Source organism: Methylovorus sp. SPW-M1, assembly GCF_053848825.1.
The window spans coordinates 956,475-970,339 of sequence record NZ_CM132626.1; the positions used below are offsets into that span (position 1 = coordinate 956,475).

General features: G+C 56.0%; 16 protein-coding genes. 5 read left to right on the forward strand and 11 right to left on the reverse strand.

Going from position 1 to position 13,865, the window contains the following annotated elements:
• The first annotated feature begins 141 nt into the window (after positions 1-141).
• Positions 142-891 carry an ABC transporter ATP-binding protein gene (locus tag ACWWD9_RS04480; RefSeq protein WP_013442732.1) on the forward strand — a complete coding sequence of 250 codons (750 nt, stop codon included), beginning with the start codon at positions 142-144 and terminating at the stop codon, positions 889-891.
• Positions 892-1,020: 129 nt separating this feature from the next.
• Here the strand turns inward: ACWWD9_RS04480 and ACWWD9_RS04485 are convergent, their stop codons facing one another.
• The 11 genes from ACWWD9_RS04485 to ACWWD9_RS04535 all read right to left on the reverse strand — a co-directional run bounded on the left by ACWWD9_RS04485 (position 1,021) and on the right by ACWWD9_RS04535 (position 10,632).
• A complete protein-coding gene (locus ACWWD9_RS04485) occupies positions 1,021-1,428 on the reverse strand; it encodes a hypothetical protein (protein WP_455867850.1) in 408 nt (135 codons plus the stop codon).
• A 162-nt stretch (positions 1,429-1,590) separates the two neighbouring features.
• Positions 1,591-2,160 (reverse strand): hypothetical protein, encoded by a 570-nt coding sequence (locus ACWWD9_RS04490; RefSeq protein WP_015830541.1) that lies wholly within the window; start codon positions 2,158-2,160, stop codon positions 1,591-1,593.
• Positions 2,161-2,241: 81 nt separating this feature from the next.
• Positions 2,242-3,513, reverse strand: coding sequence for an O-acetylhomoserine aminocarboxypropyltransferase/cysteine synthase family protein (locus ACWWD9_RS04495; RefSeq protein ID WP_455867851.1), 1,272 nt, complete (start codon positions 3,511-3,513; stop codon positions 2,242-2,244).
• A 265-nt stretch (positions 3,514-3,778) separates the two neighbouring features.
• On the reverse strand, positions 3,779-4,882 hold the full coding sequence (locus ACWWD9_RS04500; RefSeq protein ID WP_041362272.1) for a porin: 1,104 nt from the start codon (positions 4,880-4,882) through the stop codon (positions 3,779-3,781).
• Positions 4,883-5,177: 295 nt separating this feature from the next.
• Positions 5,178-5,648, reverse strand: coding sequence for a DUF2846 domain-containing protein (locus ACWWD9_RS04505; RefSeq protein ID WP_455867852.1), 471 nt, complete (start codon positions 5,646-5,648; stop codon positions 5,178-5,180).
• Between the two features lie 189 nt (positions 5,649-5,837).
• Positions 5,838-6,275, reverse strand: coding sequence for a DUF2214 family protein (locus ACWWD9_RS04510; protein ID WP_455867853.1), 438 nt, complete (start codon positions 6,273-6,275; stop codon positions 5,838-5,840).
• A gap of 121 nt (positions 6,276-6,396) precedes the next feature.
• Positions 6,397-6,843 carry a hypothetical protein gene (locus tag ACWWD9_RS04515; RefSeq protein WP_455867854.1) on the reverse strand — a complete coding sequence of 149 codons (447 nt, stop codon included), beginning with the start codon at positions 6,841-6,843 and terminating at the stop codon, positions 6,397-6,399.
• A gap of 29 nt (positions 6,844-6,872) precedes the next feature.
• Positions 6,873-7,520 carry a thiopurine S-methyltransferase gene (gene tmpT / locus ACWWD9_RS04520; RefSeq protein WP_455867855.1) on the reverse strand — a complete coding sequence of 216 codons (648 nt, stop codon included), beginning with the start codon at positions 7,518-7,520 and terminating at the stop codon, positions 6,873-6,875.
• A gap of 41 nt (positions 7,521-7,561) precedes the next feature.
• On the reverse strand, positions 7,562-7,903 hold the full coding sequence (locus ACWWD9_RS04525; RefSeq protein ID WP_455867856.1) for a zinc ribbon domain-containing protein YjdM: 342 nt from the start codon (positions 7,901-7,903) through the stop codon (positions 7,562-7,564).
• 114 nt (positions 7,904-8,017) lie between these two features.
• Positions 8,018-9,667 carry an electron transfer flavoprotein-ubiquinone oxidoreductase gene (locus tag ACWWD9_RS04530; RefSeq protein WP_455867857.1) on the reverse strand — a complete coding sequence of 550 codons (1,650 nt, stop codon included), beginning with the start codon at positions 9,665-9,667 and terminating at the stop codon, positions 8,018-8,020.
• 38 nt (positions 9,668-9,705) lie between these two features.
• Positions 9,706-10,632, reverse strand: coding sequence for a LysR family transcriptional regulator (locus ACWWD9_RS04535; protein WP_455867858.1), 927 nt, complete (start codon positions 10,630-10,632; stop codon positions 9,706-9,708).
• Between the two features lie 95 nt (positions 10,633-10,727).
• On the opposite strand from ACWWD9_RS04535, the gene ACWWD9_RS04540 reads away from it, so the two are divergent.
• The 4 genes from ACWWD9_RS04540 to ACWWD9_RS04555 all read left to right on the forward strand — a co-directional run bounded on the left by ACWWD9_RS04540 (position 10,728) and on the right by ACWWD9_RS04555 (position 13,855).
• A complete protein-coding gene (locus tag ACWWD9_RS04540) occupies positions 10,728-11,477 on the forward strand; it encodes an electron transfer flavoprotein subunit beta/FixA family protein (RefSeq protein ID WP_455867859.1) in 750 nt (249 codons plus the stop codon).
• A complete protein-coding gene (locus ACWWD9_RS04545; RefSeq protein ID WP_455867860.1) occupies positions 11,474-12,400 on the forward strand; it encodes an electron transfer flavoprotein subunit alpha/FixB family protein in 927 nt (308 codons plus the stop codon). Before ACWWD9_RS04540 ends, ACWWD9_RS04545 begins: the two co-directional genes overlap by 4 nt.
• 36 nt (positions 12,401-12,436) lie before the next feature.
• Positions 12,437-13,213, forward strand: a complete 777-nt coding sequence (locus ACWWD9_RS04550) for a ferredoxin--NADP reductase (RefSeq protein WP_159355295.1) — start codon at positions 12,437-12,439, stop codon at positions 13,211-13,213.
• 156 nt (positions 13,214-13,369) lie between these two features.
• Positions 13,370-13,855: a hypothetical protein gene (locus ACWWD9_RS04555; protein WP_455867861.1), complete on the forward strand. Its 486-nt coding sequence runs from the start codon at positions 13,370-13,372 to the stop codon at positions 13,853-13,855.
• Positions 13,856-13,865 lie beyond the last annotated feature (10 nt).

The following is a 13,865-nucleotide window of genomic DNA, read 5'->3' on the forward strand; positions in this document are numbered from 1 at the left end:
GTGAGCCCCGCAGTGCTGTTCATGAAACAGGCTCGCGACGTGATCCCCCTTGGTTGCGTGACGTGAGCCTGATTCCGGTTGCGCCTTTGTTGCCGATGGCAATGAGGGCGCCTCCGAAATCATTACCTGATGGAGTGCGCCATGACGGCCCCTTTGCTGCAACTTGATAATATTGAAGTCATCTACGACAAGGTGATCCTTGCCGTGCGCAACATCTCGCTCAAGGTCGCGCCTGGCAGTATCGTCGCCTTGCTGGGCGCCAATGGCGCCGGCAAGAGCACCACGCTCAAAGCGATTTCCGGCCTGGCCAATGCCGAGCGCGGCGAGGTGGTCGATGGTCGCATTTATTACCTTAATCGCGACATCACCAGTGCCACGCCAGATAGCCTGGTGGAGCTGGGCCTGGTGCAGGTGCTAGAAGGCCGCCATTGCTTTGCGCACCTCAGCGTGGAAGAAAACCTGCTGACCGGCGGCTATGTGCGCCATCGCTCCCGCGCCAGACTCAATGAATCGCTGGAGAAGATTTACCATTACTTCCCCCGTCTCAAGCTGCTGCGGCGCAACCAGGCTGGCTATACCTCGGGTGGTGAACAGCAGATGGTAGCGATAGGTCGCGCGCTGATGGCCGAACCCAAACTGGTGCTGCTGGATGAGCCTTCCATGGGGCTGGCGCCGCTGGTGGTGGAAGAGATTTTCGAGATTGTGCATACGCTGAATCGCCAGCAGGGCGTGAGTTTTCTGCTGGCCGAGCAGAACGCCAGCATTGCCCTCAAGTATGCGGATGTGGGTTACATCATAGAAAGTGGCCGCGTGGCGGCGGAAGGTACCACGGCCGACCTGAAAAACCGCAGCGATCTGCAGGCGCTGTATCTGGGGCTGGAAGCCGCCTAGGCGCAGATGCCGTGCATGCTTGCATGGCTGGTTAAACGGGGGCTGGCTTGAAACGGGCTGGCTAAGTGGATACGGCAGGGGGAGGCCGCCTGGTTGGCATGGCGGGCTTGCTGGCCTGGGGTTCAGGCCTCAGACATACACATCAATAGGTGGATTCTGGCTGCGATCCACCTCTGAGCTGGTGGCTTTCTGCTTCAGCTCTTCGCGCATCTGATCCAGCAGCTTCTGCTTGTCTTCCGGGCTCATGGCCTCAAACTCTTCCTTGCTGATGCCGTGCGCGTTCATCCATGACCACTGCAGCTTTTCCGCGTACGACATCTTCATGTAATCCTGCAACTCCTGGGCGGGATCACTCTTGACTTGACTGTTCTCCAGTGGCTTTTCGGAGGCCACCACGCTGCTGGTGCTCTGCTGGGTACTCTCTTCGGCAGTCTGCGTGCTCAGCTCCAGCGCTTTCGCCTGGCTGCTCTCCACGCGCGTGCGATAAGCCGCCGCTGCTCCCAGCGGCGTGGCAGTGATGAATGGGCTGATACTCATGCAGGACTCCCCGACCTCTTGTTATTGGCTGATCGCATACATCATGCGTCAGCCTTGCATCATAGTCAGCGAGGCGGTCGGGCAAAGGCCGGAACAGAACGGATTTTGGCGGTTTGTTTGCGCGTATGGAGTGTGGGGCCCCGCCAGCGGCCCCGGGGTGGCTTACTGCGGATGACGGGCAGGCTGCGGCGTGTAGCTCCACTTGGGTATCCATAGCAGGGCCAGTAGCGACACCAGCGCGATGGCAATGCTGATCCACAACATGAGCGGATAGCTTGCCATGCGTTGCGGGTAGATATGCAGTACCGCGCCCAAGCCAATGGCATTGCCGCCCGCCACCAGCACGGCGGCGGCGTAATCCTGAAAGCGGCGGGCACGGTTGGCACCCTGCGCCCATTGGGGGTCGGTGTTGTAGCTGGGCAGGCCGTGGTCATCATTGCCCAGTTGCTCCAGCTGCGAGAGGAAACGGCGCAGATTGGTGATGGCACGCTCGGTTTTGTAATTCAGAAATGCCAGGCAGGTGGACGCCACGGGAAAGCCCAGCACCAGCCACTCTACCGGCAGGGTATCCGTGCCAGCGCCTGGCTTGAGCGCAACCAGCGCTGCCAGCAGGCTGACCGTGAGGGTGACATACAGCGTAAGCGCCTGCTGGCGCTGGTTGATGCGGGCATTGACCTCCTGATAGGCGGCAATAAAACGGTAATTGGCGTCTACATGATGCGGTTTGCTCATGCGATCTCCTTGTGATGTTAACCCGGACGGGCAGGGCGATGGTTTGCGCTTGCCCGCCGGGTGCGGATGGAATGGCTGGGTTTAAACCTGGCTCAGCGCTTGTTCCAGATCGGCAATCAGGTCATCCACGTGCTCAATGCCGACGGACAAACGCACCAGGTCTTCGCTCACGCCGGCTTTTTTCAGCTCTTCCGGGCTGAGCTGTCTATGCGTGGTGGTGGCCGGGTGGCACGCCAGGCTCTTGGCATCGCCGATATTGACCAGGCGGGTGAACAGCTGGAGCGCATCAATAAAACGTGTGCCACCTTCCCGGCCATGCTCCACCCCAAACGACAGAATGCCGGAGGCGCGGCCGCTCAGGTATTTGTCGACCAATGCGCGGTCAGGATGATCCGGCAAGCCGGCATAATTGACCCATTTCACCTTGGGGTGTTGCTGCAGGTATTGGGCAATGCGCAAGGCATTGTCGCTATGGCGCTCGATGCGCAGCGGCAGGGTTTCCAGCCCTTGCAATATCAGGAAGCTATTGAACGGGCTGATGGCGGCGCCGGTATTGCGCAGCGGTACCACGCGGGCGCGGGCAATATAGGCGGCGGCGCCCAGCGCTTCCACGTAATTCACTCCATGGTAGCTGGGGTCGGGCGTGTTCAGGCTGGGGAAGCGCTCGGCATGCTCACCCCAGGGGAATTTGCCGCTATCGATAATGGCACCGCCAATGGAGTTGCCATGCCCACCGATGTATTTGGTCAGCGAGTGCACCACGATATCCACCCCGTGCTCAAAGGGCCGCGCCAGAATAGGCGTGGCGACCGTGCTGTCGACGATCACCGGCACGCCATGGCGATGCGCATGGCGGCTGATGGTCTCAAGGTCGACCACATTGCCCAGCGGATTGCCTATGGTTTCGGCAAACACCAGCTTGGTTTTGCTATCGATCAGCTTTTCCAGCGAAGCCGGGTCGCGATAATCAAAAAAGCGCACTTCTATACCCTGCTTGGGCAGGGTGTGGGCAAAATAGTTATAGGTGCCGCCATACAGCGTGGAGACCGAGACGATGTTGTCGCCCGCCTCGGCGATGGTCTGGATGGCATAAGTAATCGCCGCCATGCCTGAGGCCAGCGCCAGCGCGCCTATGCCGCCTTCGAGCTGGGCCAGGCGTTCTTCCAGCACGGCGGTGGTCGGGTTCATGATGCGGGTGTAGATATTGCCCTGCACTTTCAGGTCAAACAGGTCAGCGCCATGCTGGGTGTTATCAAAGGCATAGGAGCTGGTCTGGTAGATCGGCACGGCCACGGCCTTGGTGGTGGGGTCGGGCGTGTAGCCAGCGTGGATGGCAAGGGTTTCCGGTTTCATGGTTTCTCCTGTTGCGTCGTTGTTGTGGCGTTACTATAAACCCGGCGTAAGGGCGGGGTTATAACGTTTGGTCAGATGCTTATAACCGGCCTGAGCGGGGATGTCTTACGGTGCCGATCAGTTGCCGGGTATACAAAAAGGCATATAAAAAAAGCCCGTTGCGTACAACGGGCAGTGAGAGGCTCGGTAATATCACAGGCGCCATGGCGTCCGGGGTTCGAATCCCCGTGGGGACGCCAATTAAGCGAGGGCGCCAGTGAATGTTCTAGAAAAAGTGCGCGACGTGGAAGATGACTTTCACACCGTCGATATCCGGCTGGTTATTGTCCTGCTGCTGCTTGAACCAGAAAGTATCAATACGCACATTGCTGCCCTTGATCAGGTAGCTGGCACCCAGGTCCAGGCGGCGGGTGTTGGTATTGGTGGTGTCATTATCAAAGTCCTGATACACGAACTTGGGCTGGATCTTGCCGATGCCTACCGTCTGCGCAAAGGCATAGCTGCCAGTGACAAAGTAGCCTTTGCCTTGTGGCGCGAGGGTATCGCCAGTGTTGTCATTGTTGTAGTTGTAATAGGAGGCTTCGGCACCGACGACGGCGCCATTCTCCAGGGGTTTTTCCAGGCGGCCGTCTACGTTCCAGTAACGGTAATCACCGGGATTGGTAATGGTGCCCGCGCCATCTTTCTGGAAGCGGTAAGAGCCCCCGACCGACAGGATGGATTTCGAGCCATCATAGCTCGCCAGATTGTAGAAACCAGGCTCGGTATCCCAGAAGTTGTACTGCAGGCGTCCGGCAAATGACAGGTTGTCTGACTGGTTGGAACCGCCATCGCGGCCCTTGAAGGCACCGATCTGGTATTTCAGTGCCTGGCTTTCGTTGGAACCCCAGACGGTAGCGCCATCATCACGACCACCAAAGCGGTTGGGCGCCTGCTCGACTAGCGGGAAGTCGAAGGTGGGCGGATACATGGGGGCCGACGCGGAAGCACGGCTGGCTGGCGGCAAAAAGCGGCCCACCCACACGTTGAAATACTTGTTCAGCTCCAGGCCAACGTGCGCATCCAGAATTTCGATCTGGTTATCGGCGGAATTGCGCGCAAAGTTGAATTCAAACGAGACATTCTCATGCACCTTGCCGTTGGTGTAGAGACGCGCTTCTTCCGTCTCAAAATCATTGGAGCGATCTTTGCCGTTAGGCGCAGCATCCTTGATCGAGCTATAGCTGCCACGGTAGGCCACGCCGATGTTGATGAACTGATCTTCATCGCGTTGAAAAGTGGGCGCCGCCAGTGCTGCCGCGCTGCTCCCCAGCAAGACTGCCGAAACTGCCAGTGTCGTCCAGTGTGATGTAAATAATGAGTTTTGCATTGTTATATACCCTGATAGTGATAGTGAAAACGTCATCGCCGCGGCCTGCAAATGCTGCGTTGCAGGCAAGCTGGCAAATCGAGGGTATATAGGCACGGAGCGTGCCATGTTTAAGCTTGTTTTAAATCAATAAGTTATTAATTTTTATGCAAAAATGACTTGCTGGTTGACCAGCAGGATGACGAATGGGTGCTGATGGGAAAGCAATGTTCTGCATCAGGCATATGCGTAAATAAACGGGATTGGGAATTCACTCCCAACCCCGTTCTTTGATGGGTAAGATTTCTGGTCCGGATTACTTAGCAGATGTATTCAGGTTCCAGTCCAGTGCCATTTTGCATTCCAGCACACCTTTCTTGCCTTCATCTTCACTCACGGTCTTGAGACCGGCACCACCTACGAATGCACCCAGTTTTATATATTGCTGAACAAAGTAATTGTTACCTTTTTCGACTACCAGAGACAGCTTGTTATCACTAAATTCCGATTCAGTGGACAGTTCGTGACTACCTGGTGTCAGTTCTCTGTAAAAATAAGTATTAGGGGCGCTCTCTCCAATGGGAACCCCGTCAATGCTCACTGTCTTTTTCAAGGCAGCGCCGAACGAAGAATTACGATAGATATATACGCCTGCTTTCCCTTCCGATGGAGCTGCAAATTCTTTTTTTGCTTTATCTGTCTCTGCAGGTGCCATTTGAACTGAGGCACAGCCACCCAGATGCAGAGATGCGAGTACGGCGATAGCACTTATTATTTTTTTAAACATGATGATGCAGACCCTTATGGTTAAGTTTTTTTGATTGGCCGTGATAGACCTTTACTCGGTCGTGAAGCGCCGCATAGAATCCCCTCTGCATCGTCACGACCCGGCTACATCATACTAAAAGTTGTTTAAACTGGCATGCCAGAACTTTGCCTGTTTCAAGTCAGAGATATCAGGCATCCAGCAGAACTCTTACCCACTTATACCAATCCCCCGTGCCATCAGCACTGCTAGCAAGGGAATAATCAGCAGCAGTAACATTTCCAGGCGGATGACCATGATGATGCTTTTGGGCACCACGATACTGGCCGCCGTGCTGTTTCGATGGCGCAACAGGAACAGCGTTGGGTGGATGGACAGCAGGCCGATCAGCACGAACAGCGTCACTTTGGCATGGAAGACGGGGTTGGCGGTGTAAAACGCCGCGGGCTTGCCGACGGCAAAGGCGAGCAGCAAGCCCGTCACCAGAATCACCCCGGCGGATATGCCGTATATCAGATCAATCAGGGCGACCTTTTTCAACGCTTCGGCGGACATGTCGGCCTTGAGCTGCACATGCTCGACCATGAGGGATGAAGCGAGGACCAGAATGCCGATGAAGTGCAGGTATTTGACGATGACGTAACTCATGCTGAGGGCCTTTTGCGTAAATGAATGTTGCGAAAAAATCAGGTGTCATTGATCTGAAGGTGATCGTACTGGGCAATGTGGCAGCTTAATGCAAACACCAGCGCGGTTGATGGTTTTTACACTAGGGGCAATAACGATTGAGCAGGTCATTCATGGGGCTGCTAGCCGTGATGGCTGTGCCCATGATGGCGTTCTCTGCCTGCTCTTGGCCAGTCACTGGCACGCCCTTGACGGTATGCGGGCCTGACCATATTTCCCTGCCGGTCTGGTCAAAATAGCGATGCCATTCCGGCCACCATTCTTCTTCACCACAGCTTAAAAACACACGCATTTCGTTGGTGTAATAGCGGTAGTTTTTGCCTTCGATGATTTCGGTCTGTGGCGCTTTGCACTCAGTGCGAAAGGTGATGCGCAGGTATTGATCCTTATCCAGGGTGACCTTTTCTACCATGGTGTTGCTGAAGACCTGGCAGCCATCCGGATTCTGGCCAAACGCCTGCCAGGCGGGTCCAGCGGCGAGAAGCAGGGGGCTGAAAAGACACAGGCAGAGCAGGGCAATGACGCGCATGACAGGTTTCCTGATACTGGTAGGCAATTTTAAATGGGTGTCTGGCGGCTCAATCGCCAGACATGTTCTTGCGCCGGAACGCGGCCTTTGAAGCCACCGGCAACTTCCGGGCTTTCTAAAAGATCAAGCGTGTAGTGCGACTGGTAATGCTGTTTTACCTCGGCATCCTCCATGGAAAACGGCGGGCCGGATAATTGCGACTGCTCGTAAACGTAGCAGATGAGCAGTTGCGGCGCGGTGTGGCTGATGGCCATGAGATGCGCGGCGTATTTCTCCCGCAGGGGCGCGGGCAGGGCAACCAGGGCAGCGCGGTCATAAACGGCATCTACCTGGCCCAGGATATCAGCCGTGAGATCAAAAATATCCCCGACAAAAATATCGATATGCTTCGCGTGGTAGTGTCTGAGTTGGCCGCGTTGCGTGATTTCCGGGGTGAGGCCTAGCTCGGCAAATAATTGCGTCACGGCAAGTTCACTCAGCTCGGCGCCAGCCACGCGTAAGCCCTGATTCAGCAGCCAGTGAATATCCAGCGTTTTGCCACATAGCGGGATAAATACGCGCGATTGCGGGGCCAGCGACAGGCTGGGCAAATGCTTTACCAGCAAGGCATTGGCGCTTGCTTCATGAAAGCCGATCTCGTTTCTTTCCCAGCGCTGATGCCAAAAGCTGGCTTCCATATCATCCCTTTGTGGTGGTGGCGGGTGTGATGGCCGCTTGATCAGGCCTTTTTAACAAATTCCGATTTCAGTTTCATGGCACCTACGCCATCAATCTTGCAGTCGATATTGTGGTCGCTATCGACCAGGCGGATGTTCTTGACCTTGGTGCCGACCTTGACCACCAGTGAGGAGCCTTTGACTTTCAGGTCCTTGATCACGGTGACAGTATCGCCATCTGCCAGCAGATTGCCATTGGCATCATGCACGACCAGGCCATCGGCCGCCGCTGGGGCTGCCTCACCGGGCGTCCATTCATGGCCGCATTCCGGGCAGACCAGCATATTGCGGTCTTCATAGCCGTAGATGGAACTGCATTGGGGACAGGGAGGGATTTGACTCATGTTGGATCTCTTATCGTTTTGATTTTATGGTGTTGATGGTGTGTGGCATCTATGCAGTCATTAGAGCGAGGACAGGGATGGCACGGTACAACGGCCCCCCTGTTGCCAACATGCCTACATATTCACATAGTTGGGCCCGCCGCCGCCTTCCGGCGTCACCCACACGATATTCTGCGTCGGGTCCTTGATGTCGCAGGCTTTGCAATGGATGCAATTGGCGGCGTTGATCTGCAGGCGCGGATCGGTGTTTTCTTCCACGATCTCATACACCCCCGCCGGGCAATAGCGTTGCTCCGGGGCGTCGTATTTGGCGAGGTTGACGGTGATGGGTACCGAAGCATCTTTCAGCGTCAGGTGAACAGGCTGGTCTTCATCGTGCTGCACGTTGGAGAGGAAGATGGACGACAGGCGATCAAAGGTCAGCACGCCGTCGGGTTTTGGATAAGCGATGCGCGTGGCCTGGTCTTTGGTTTGCAGGCATTCGTTGTCGGCCTTGCCGTGCTTGAGTGTCCATGGCGTGCGTATGCCAGCGCGGGCGAGCCACATTTCAAAGCCGCCATAAGCCGAGCCGAGCAGGCTGCCAAAGCGCGAGAGTGCGGGTTTGACATTACGCACGGCGTCGAGGTCTTGCCAGATCCAGGAGGCGCGCAGTTTTTCCTGATAGCTGCTGAGAATGTCGTGCGAGCGTTCGCTGCCCAGGGCTTCAAATACGGATTCGGCGGCCAGCATGCCGGATTTCATGGCATTGTGGCTGCCCTTGATGCGGGGCACATTCACCAGGCCCGCGGCGCAGCCGATCAGCGCGCCACCGGGGAACACCAGCGTGGGCAGCGATTGCAGGCCACCTTCGTTGATGGTGCGTGCGCCATAGCTGATGCGCTTGGCGCCTACCAGCATGGGGGCAATTTTCGGGTGCGTCTTGAAGCGCTGGAATTCCTCAAATGGGCTCAGATAAGGGTTGCTGTAATTCAGATGCACCACATAGCCGATGGCGGCGATATTGTCTTCCAGGTGATAGATGAAGGCGCCGCCACCGGTGTCGTTGTCCAGCGGCCAGCCTTGTGCGTGCATGACCAGCCCGGCCTTGTGCTGGCTGGGGTCAAGCTGCCACAGCTCCTTGAAGCCGATGCCGTACTTTTGCGGCTCCGCCTTGTCGCGCAGCTTGAATTGCTGCTCCAGCTTGCGGGTGAGCGAGCCGCGGGTGCCTTCGGCAATCAGGGTGTAATTGGCATGCAACTCCATGCCGGGCGCGAAGCCGGGCTTTTCGGTGCCATCGCGTGCCACGCCCATGTCGCCGGTGACAACGCCTTTAAGCGCGCCGGATCCGTCATAGAGGAGATCGTAGCCGGTAAAGCCAGGGTAGATTTCCACGCCCAGCGCTTCGGCCTGTTCGCCCAGCCAGCGCGTGAGGTTGCCCAGGCTGATGATGTAATTGCCGTGGTTGCTCATGAGCGGCGGCAGCAGTTTTTCCGGAATGGTAAAGCCGCCTTTTTCCGTCATAAACAGAAAGTGATCTTCGGTCACTGGGGTGTGCAAAGGTGCCCCCAGGGCTTTCCAGTCGGGGAAGAGTTCATTCAATGCGATGGGGTCGATGACCGCGCCTGAAAGAATATGGGCGCCCACTTCGCTGCCCTTTTCCAGGATGCAGATACTGATTTCGCGTTCTTCGGCGGCGGCCAGTTGCTTGAGGCGGATGGCGGCGGAGAGCCCGGCCGGGCCTGCGCCAACTATCAGTACATCGTAATTCATGACATCGCGTTGCATGGTGGTCTTTCAGTTAAATCAGTATTTAAATCAAAATGCTATTTGATAATGGGTAAGGCAATCTGGTCGCTGCGCCCCGCATCCACGGTAAACGCCCGACAGTAATCCAGAAAGGCGCGGATGCTGGCGGTGAGGTACTTTTTGCGGTGCCAGACAAACATGAACTGGCGACGCAGATCCAGCTCGGGCATCTCAATCGGCACCAGGCTGCCACGCCGGAAAGCATCGCGCAGCGCCAGGCGCGAGATGCAGCCTATGCCAAGGCCGGATTCCACCGCGCGTTTGATGGCTTCGGTGTGTTCCAGCGTCAGGCGTATTTTAAGCCTAGATTGATGATGGCGCATCGCATGGTCAAAAGTTTCGCGGGTGCCGGAGCCGACCTCGCGCAAAATCCAGGTCTCTTGCAGCAGGTCTTCCAGACTGACACCGGGCTTGTTTGCCAAGGGGTGATCGGGCGCGCAGAACACCACCAGTTCGTCATCCAGCCACGGCTCCACGGCAAGGTCAGGGTGCTGGCAATTGCCCTCGATGAGGCCCAGATCGAGGTCGTAATTGGCGACTTGCTGCAAAATTGCATTGGTATTTTGTACGTGCAGCTCAATTTGGCACTCATCATGTTGTTTCATAAAGGAACCGATGAGCAGAGTTGCGATATAATTGCCGATTGTCAATGTGGCGCCCACCCTGAGCAGACCCAGTGTGGTCTTGCCTTGCAGAACATGCTCGATTTCCGAAGCCTGATCGAGCAATGCGGCCGCCATTGGCAAAAGGCTACGCCCCAGATCGTTCAGCTTGAGCAATTTGCCAAGACGATCAAAGAACTGGCAATCAAACTGGCGCTCCAACTCGGCCAAGGCCGTGCTGGCAGCCGATTGCGACAGCGATAGCGCCTCTGCCGCCCGGGAGACATTCTCCAGGCGCGCGATGGCGACAAATACTTCCAGTTGTCTCAGGGTATAGCGCATATAGGTTTTGCAGATATAGATTATTAATATAATCAATTTAATAGATATTTTAGTGTCGTTTAAAATACACGGCAATATAGTCCAGGAGTATGTGCATGAAAATTATGGTGGCAGTGAAGCACGTGGTGGATTACAACATCGTGCCTCGCGTCAAGCAGGATGGCTCCGACGTCGAGATCAGCGGCGTCAAGATGGGCATCAATCCCTTCGATGAAATCGCAGTGGAAGAAGCGCTGCGCCTCAAGGAAAAAGGTATCGCCACGGAAATCGTGGCCGTGTCCATCGGCGCTGAAAACAGCAAGGACACCTTGCGTCACGCGCTGGCGATGGGTGTGGACCGTGCTGTGCTGGTGCAAGCCGAAGGCAAGCTGCAGCCACTGGGTGTGGCCAAGCTGCTGAAGGCAGTGGCAGGTCGCGAGCAGCCTGACCTGATTCTGCTGGGCAAGCAGGCGATTGACGACGATGCCGGTCAGGCAGGCCAGATGCTGGCCGCCTTGCTGGGCGTGGGCCAGGGCCTGTTCGCTTCTGAAATCAAGGTCAATGGCAACGAAATCGAAGTGAACCGCGAAGTCGATGGCGGTACCGAAACCGTGGCCTTGCAACTGCCCGCGATTGTGACGGCAGATTTGCGCCTCAATGAGCCTCGCTTTATCAAGCTGCCCAACATGATGATGGCCAAGAAAAAGCCGATTGACGTGATTGCAGGTACTGAGCTGGGCGTGGACTTTGCCTCGCACCTCAGCCTGCTGAATGTTGCCGAGCCTGCCCCGCGCAAGCCTGGTTTAATCGTCAACAGTGTGGCTGAGCTGGTCGAAAAACTGCGTATTGAAAAGGTATTGGCATGAGCGTATTGATTTTGGCCGAACACGATGGCCAGCATATTAAGCAATCCACCCGTCAGGCCGTGACCGCAGCGGCGGCGTGGCAACACCCCATCCACCTGCTGGTGGCCGGTGCCGATGTATCGGCCGTGGCTGCAGAAGCGGCCACTATTGCCGGTGTGGCCAAGGTAATCAAAGTGGAAGCACCGCACCTGGTGCACCTGCTGGCGGAAGATGTGGCGGCTGCTGTGCAACAGATCGCCGCTGAGTATCAGGTGATTGTGGCTGCGCACAGCACGCTGGGCAAAGGCGTGCTGCCACGCGTGGCGGCCCTGCTGGATGTGGGCATGGTGTCGGACGTGGTCGAGATTCAGGCGCCTGCTACCTATGTGCGCCCGATCTATGCTGGCAATATTCTGGCAACCGTGCAAAGCAGCGATGCCGTGCAGGTTGTCACCGTACGCGCGACCTCGTTTGAGGCTGCTGCAAATGGTGCCAATGCGGAAATTACCAGCGCTGCTGCGCCGGTCGCATTTGGCAAGGTGCGCTGGGTGAGCGAGCAACGCAACCTGTCGGACCGTCCCGAGTTGGCCACGGCAACCGTGGTGATTTCCGGTGGCCGTAGCCTGGGTGAGCAGTTCAACACCCTGCTGGAACCTGTGGCCCACAAGTTGAATGCCGCCATTGGTGCCACCCGCGCCTGCGTGGATGCCGGCTTTGCCCCCAACGACCTCCAGGTTGGGCAGACCGGTACTGTGGTTGCGCCTGAGCTGTATATTGCGGTCGGTATTTCCGGCGCCATGCAGCATCTGGCCGGTATCAAGGATAGCAAGGTGATCGTCGCCATTAACCACGATCCTGACGCCCCGATCTTCAAGCATGCGGATTACGGCCTCGTGGCCGACCTGTTCAAGGCCTTGCCTGAACTCAATGCCGCCCTTGGCTGATCGTTAATCAATTAACCATTTGAAAGATAAAGAACTATGAGCGCGTTTAATACCGAAAAAGTGTTGTCGGTAAAGCATTGGAATGACAGTCTGTTTTCGTTCACCACCACGCGTGACGCTGGCCTGCGTTTTGAAAACGGCCAGTTCGTCATGATCGGCCTGCAAGTGGATGGCAAGCCGCTGATGCGTGCCTACAGTATCGCCAGCGCCAACTACGCCGAAGACCTCGAATTCTTCAGCATCAAGGTGCCGAATGGTCCGCTGACCTCGCGCCTGCAACACCTGAAAGTCGGTGATGACATCCTGGTTGGCCGCAAGCCTACCGGCACGCTGCTGTTGTCTGACCTCAAGCCCGGCAAGAACCTCTACCTGTTGTCCACCGGTACTGGTCTGGCCCCCTTCATCTGCCTGATCCAGGATCCTGAAATCTACGAGAAGTTTGAAAAAGTGATTCTGGTACACGGTGTACGCCGCGTGAATGACCTGGCCTACGAAGACTTCATCACCAAGGAATTGCCAGAAAACGAATACTTCGGTGAGCAGGTCAAGAACCAGCTGATCTACTACCCCACCGTGACGCGCGAGCCTTTCCGCAACGAAGGCCGCCTGACCGACCTGATGGAAAACGGCAAGCTGTTTGCCGATATCGGTCTGCCACCGCTGAACCCCGAAACCGACCGCGCCATGCTGTGCGGCAGCCCGCAAATGCTGGAAGACACCTGCCGCATTCTGGATGCCGCTGGCTTGCAGGTTTCCAAGCGTATTGGCGATCTGGGCGATTACGTGATTGAGCGTGCGTTTGCTGAGAAGTAAGCTGCGACCAGTACTGACTTCCGTGAGCTGGCAATCTCAGTAAGCGGACAAGAATAAAAAAACAGGCCTTCAAGGCCTGTTTTTTTTATGTCTGCATCGCCATGTTTCACCAGTTGCACTAACCATTAATCTTAATAATATGATGGAATCCTGCCTATGGCAGGCAAGATCCCATCATCTCTTAAATGGTTAATTAAAAAGCATTCAAGGCTTTCTGGTGAAATGGCCAAAGTAAAAAAGGCTCTTTCAAAAGTTCAGCACCTGGTTGATAGGCTTAATGAATTGGAGACGTCACTGGATGCAGTCAATAACGCGCTAAAACTGCATGAAATCCAGATTGATACCCAGAGCATTAAGCCTATCAGACCTCACAAGGCACGATTAAAGTTCGGATACGGTGAAATCAACAACCTGATTCTGAGCTACCTCCGGTCAAGGATGGATGAGTCCCCAGTCTCAAGACTGGAAATTACCGAATATATCCGCCTCAAGCACTTAGAGATTGATCCGGCGCCACTTAACTCAGCACAACTTTCTCATTCCATCCAAGCTGGACTGAACAGGCTACATCAGTTGGGTTGCGTTTCCAGATGTCACGAGCCGGCCACAAACCAGATTGGCTTTTGGCAAGCAAAGAAGTGAACCTTGCTTT

Coding starts and splice junctions, on each gene's coding strand:
- ACWWD9_RS04535 (WP_455867858.1), bottom strand. CDS start 10,632: ATGCGCTATACCCTGAGACAACTGGAAGTATTTGTCGCCATCGCGCGC.
- ACWWD9_RS04510 (WP_455867853.1), bottom strand. CDS start 6,275: ATGAGTTACGTCATCGTCAAATACCTGCACTTCATCGGCATTCTGGTC.
- ACWWD9_RS04550 (WP_159355295.1), top strand. CDS start 12,437: ATGAGCGCGTTTAATACCGAAAAAGTGTTGTCGGTAAAGCATTGGAAT.
- ACWWD9_RS04530 (WP_455867857.1), bottom strand. CDS start 9,667: ATGCAACGCGATGTCATGAATTACGATGTACTGATAGTTGGCGCAGGC.
- ACWWD9_RS04490 (WP_015830541.1), bottom strand. CDS start 2,160: ATGAGCAAACCGCATCATGTAGACGCCAATTACCGTTTTATTGCCGCC.
- ACWWD9_RS04485 (WP_455867850.1), bottom strand. CDS start 1,428: ATGAGTATCAGCCCATTCATCACTGCCACGCCGCTGGGAGCAGCGGCG.
- ACWWD9_RS04545 (WP_455867860.1), top strand. CDS start 11,474: ATGAGCGTATTGATTTTGGCCGAACACGATGGCCAGCATATTAAGCAA.
- ACWWD9_RS04495 (WP_455867851.1), bottom strand. CDS start 3,513: ATGAAACCGGAAACCCTTGCCATCCACGCTGGCTACACGCCCGACCCC.
- ACWWD9_RS04480 (WP_013442732.1), top strand. CDS start 142: ATGACGGCCCCTTTGCTGCAACTTGATAATATTGAAGTCATCTACGAC.
- ACWWD9_RS04505 (WP_455867852.1), bottom strand. CDS start 5,648: ATGTTTAAAAAAATAATAAGTGCTATCGCCGTACTCGCATCTCTGCAT.
- ACWWD9_RS04515 (WP_455867854.1), bottom strand. CDS start 6,843: ATGCGCGTCATTGCCCTGCTCTGCCTGTGTCTTTTCAGCCCCCTGCTT.
- tmpT (WP_455867855.1), bottom strand. CDS start 7,520: ATGGAAGCCAGCTTTTGGCATCAGCGCTGGGAAAGAAACGAGATCGGC.
- ACWWD9_RS04525 (WP_455867856.1), bottom strand. CDS start 7,903: ATGAGTCAAATCCCTCCCTGTCCCCAATGCAGTTCCATCTACGGCTAT.
- ACWWD9_RS04500 (WP_041362272.1), bottom strand. CDS start 4,882: ATGCAAAACTCATTATTTACATCACACTGGACGACACTGGCAGTTTCG.
- ACWWD9_RS04555 (WP_455867861.1), top strand. CDS start 13,370: ATGGCAGGCAAGATCCCATCATCTCTTAAATGGTTAATTAAAAAGCAT.
- ACWWD9_RS04540 (WP_455867859.1), top strand. CDS start 10,728: ATGAAAATTATGGTGGCAGTGAAGCACGTGGTGGATTACAACATCGTG.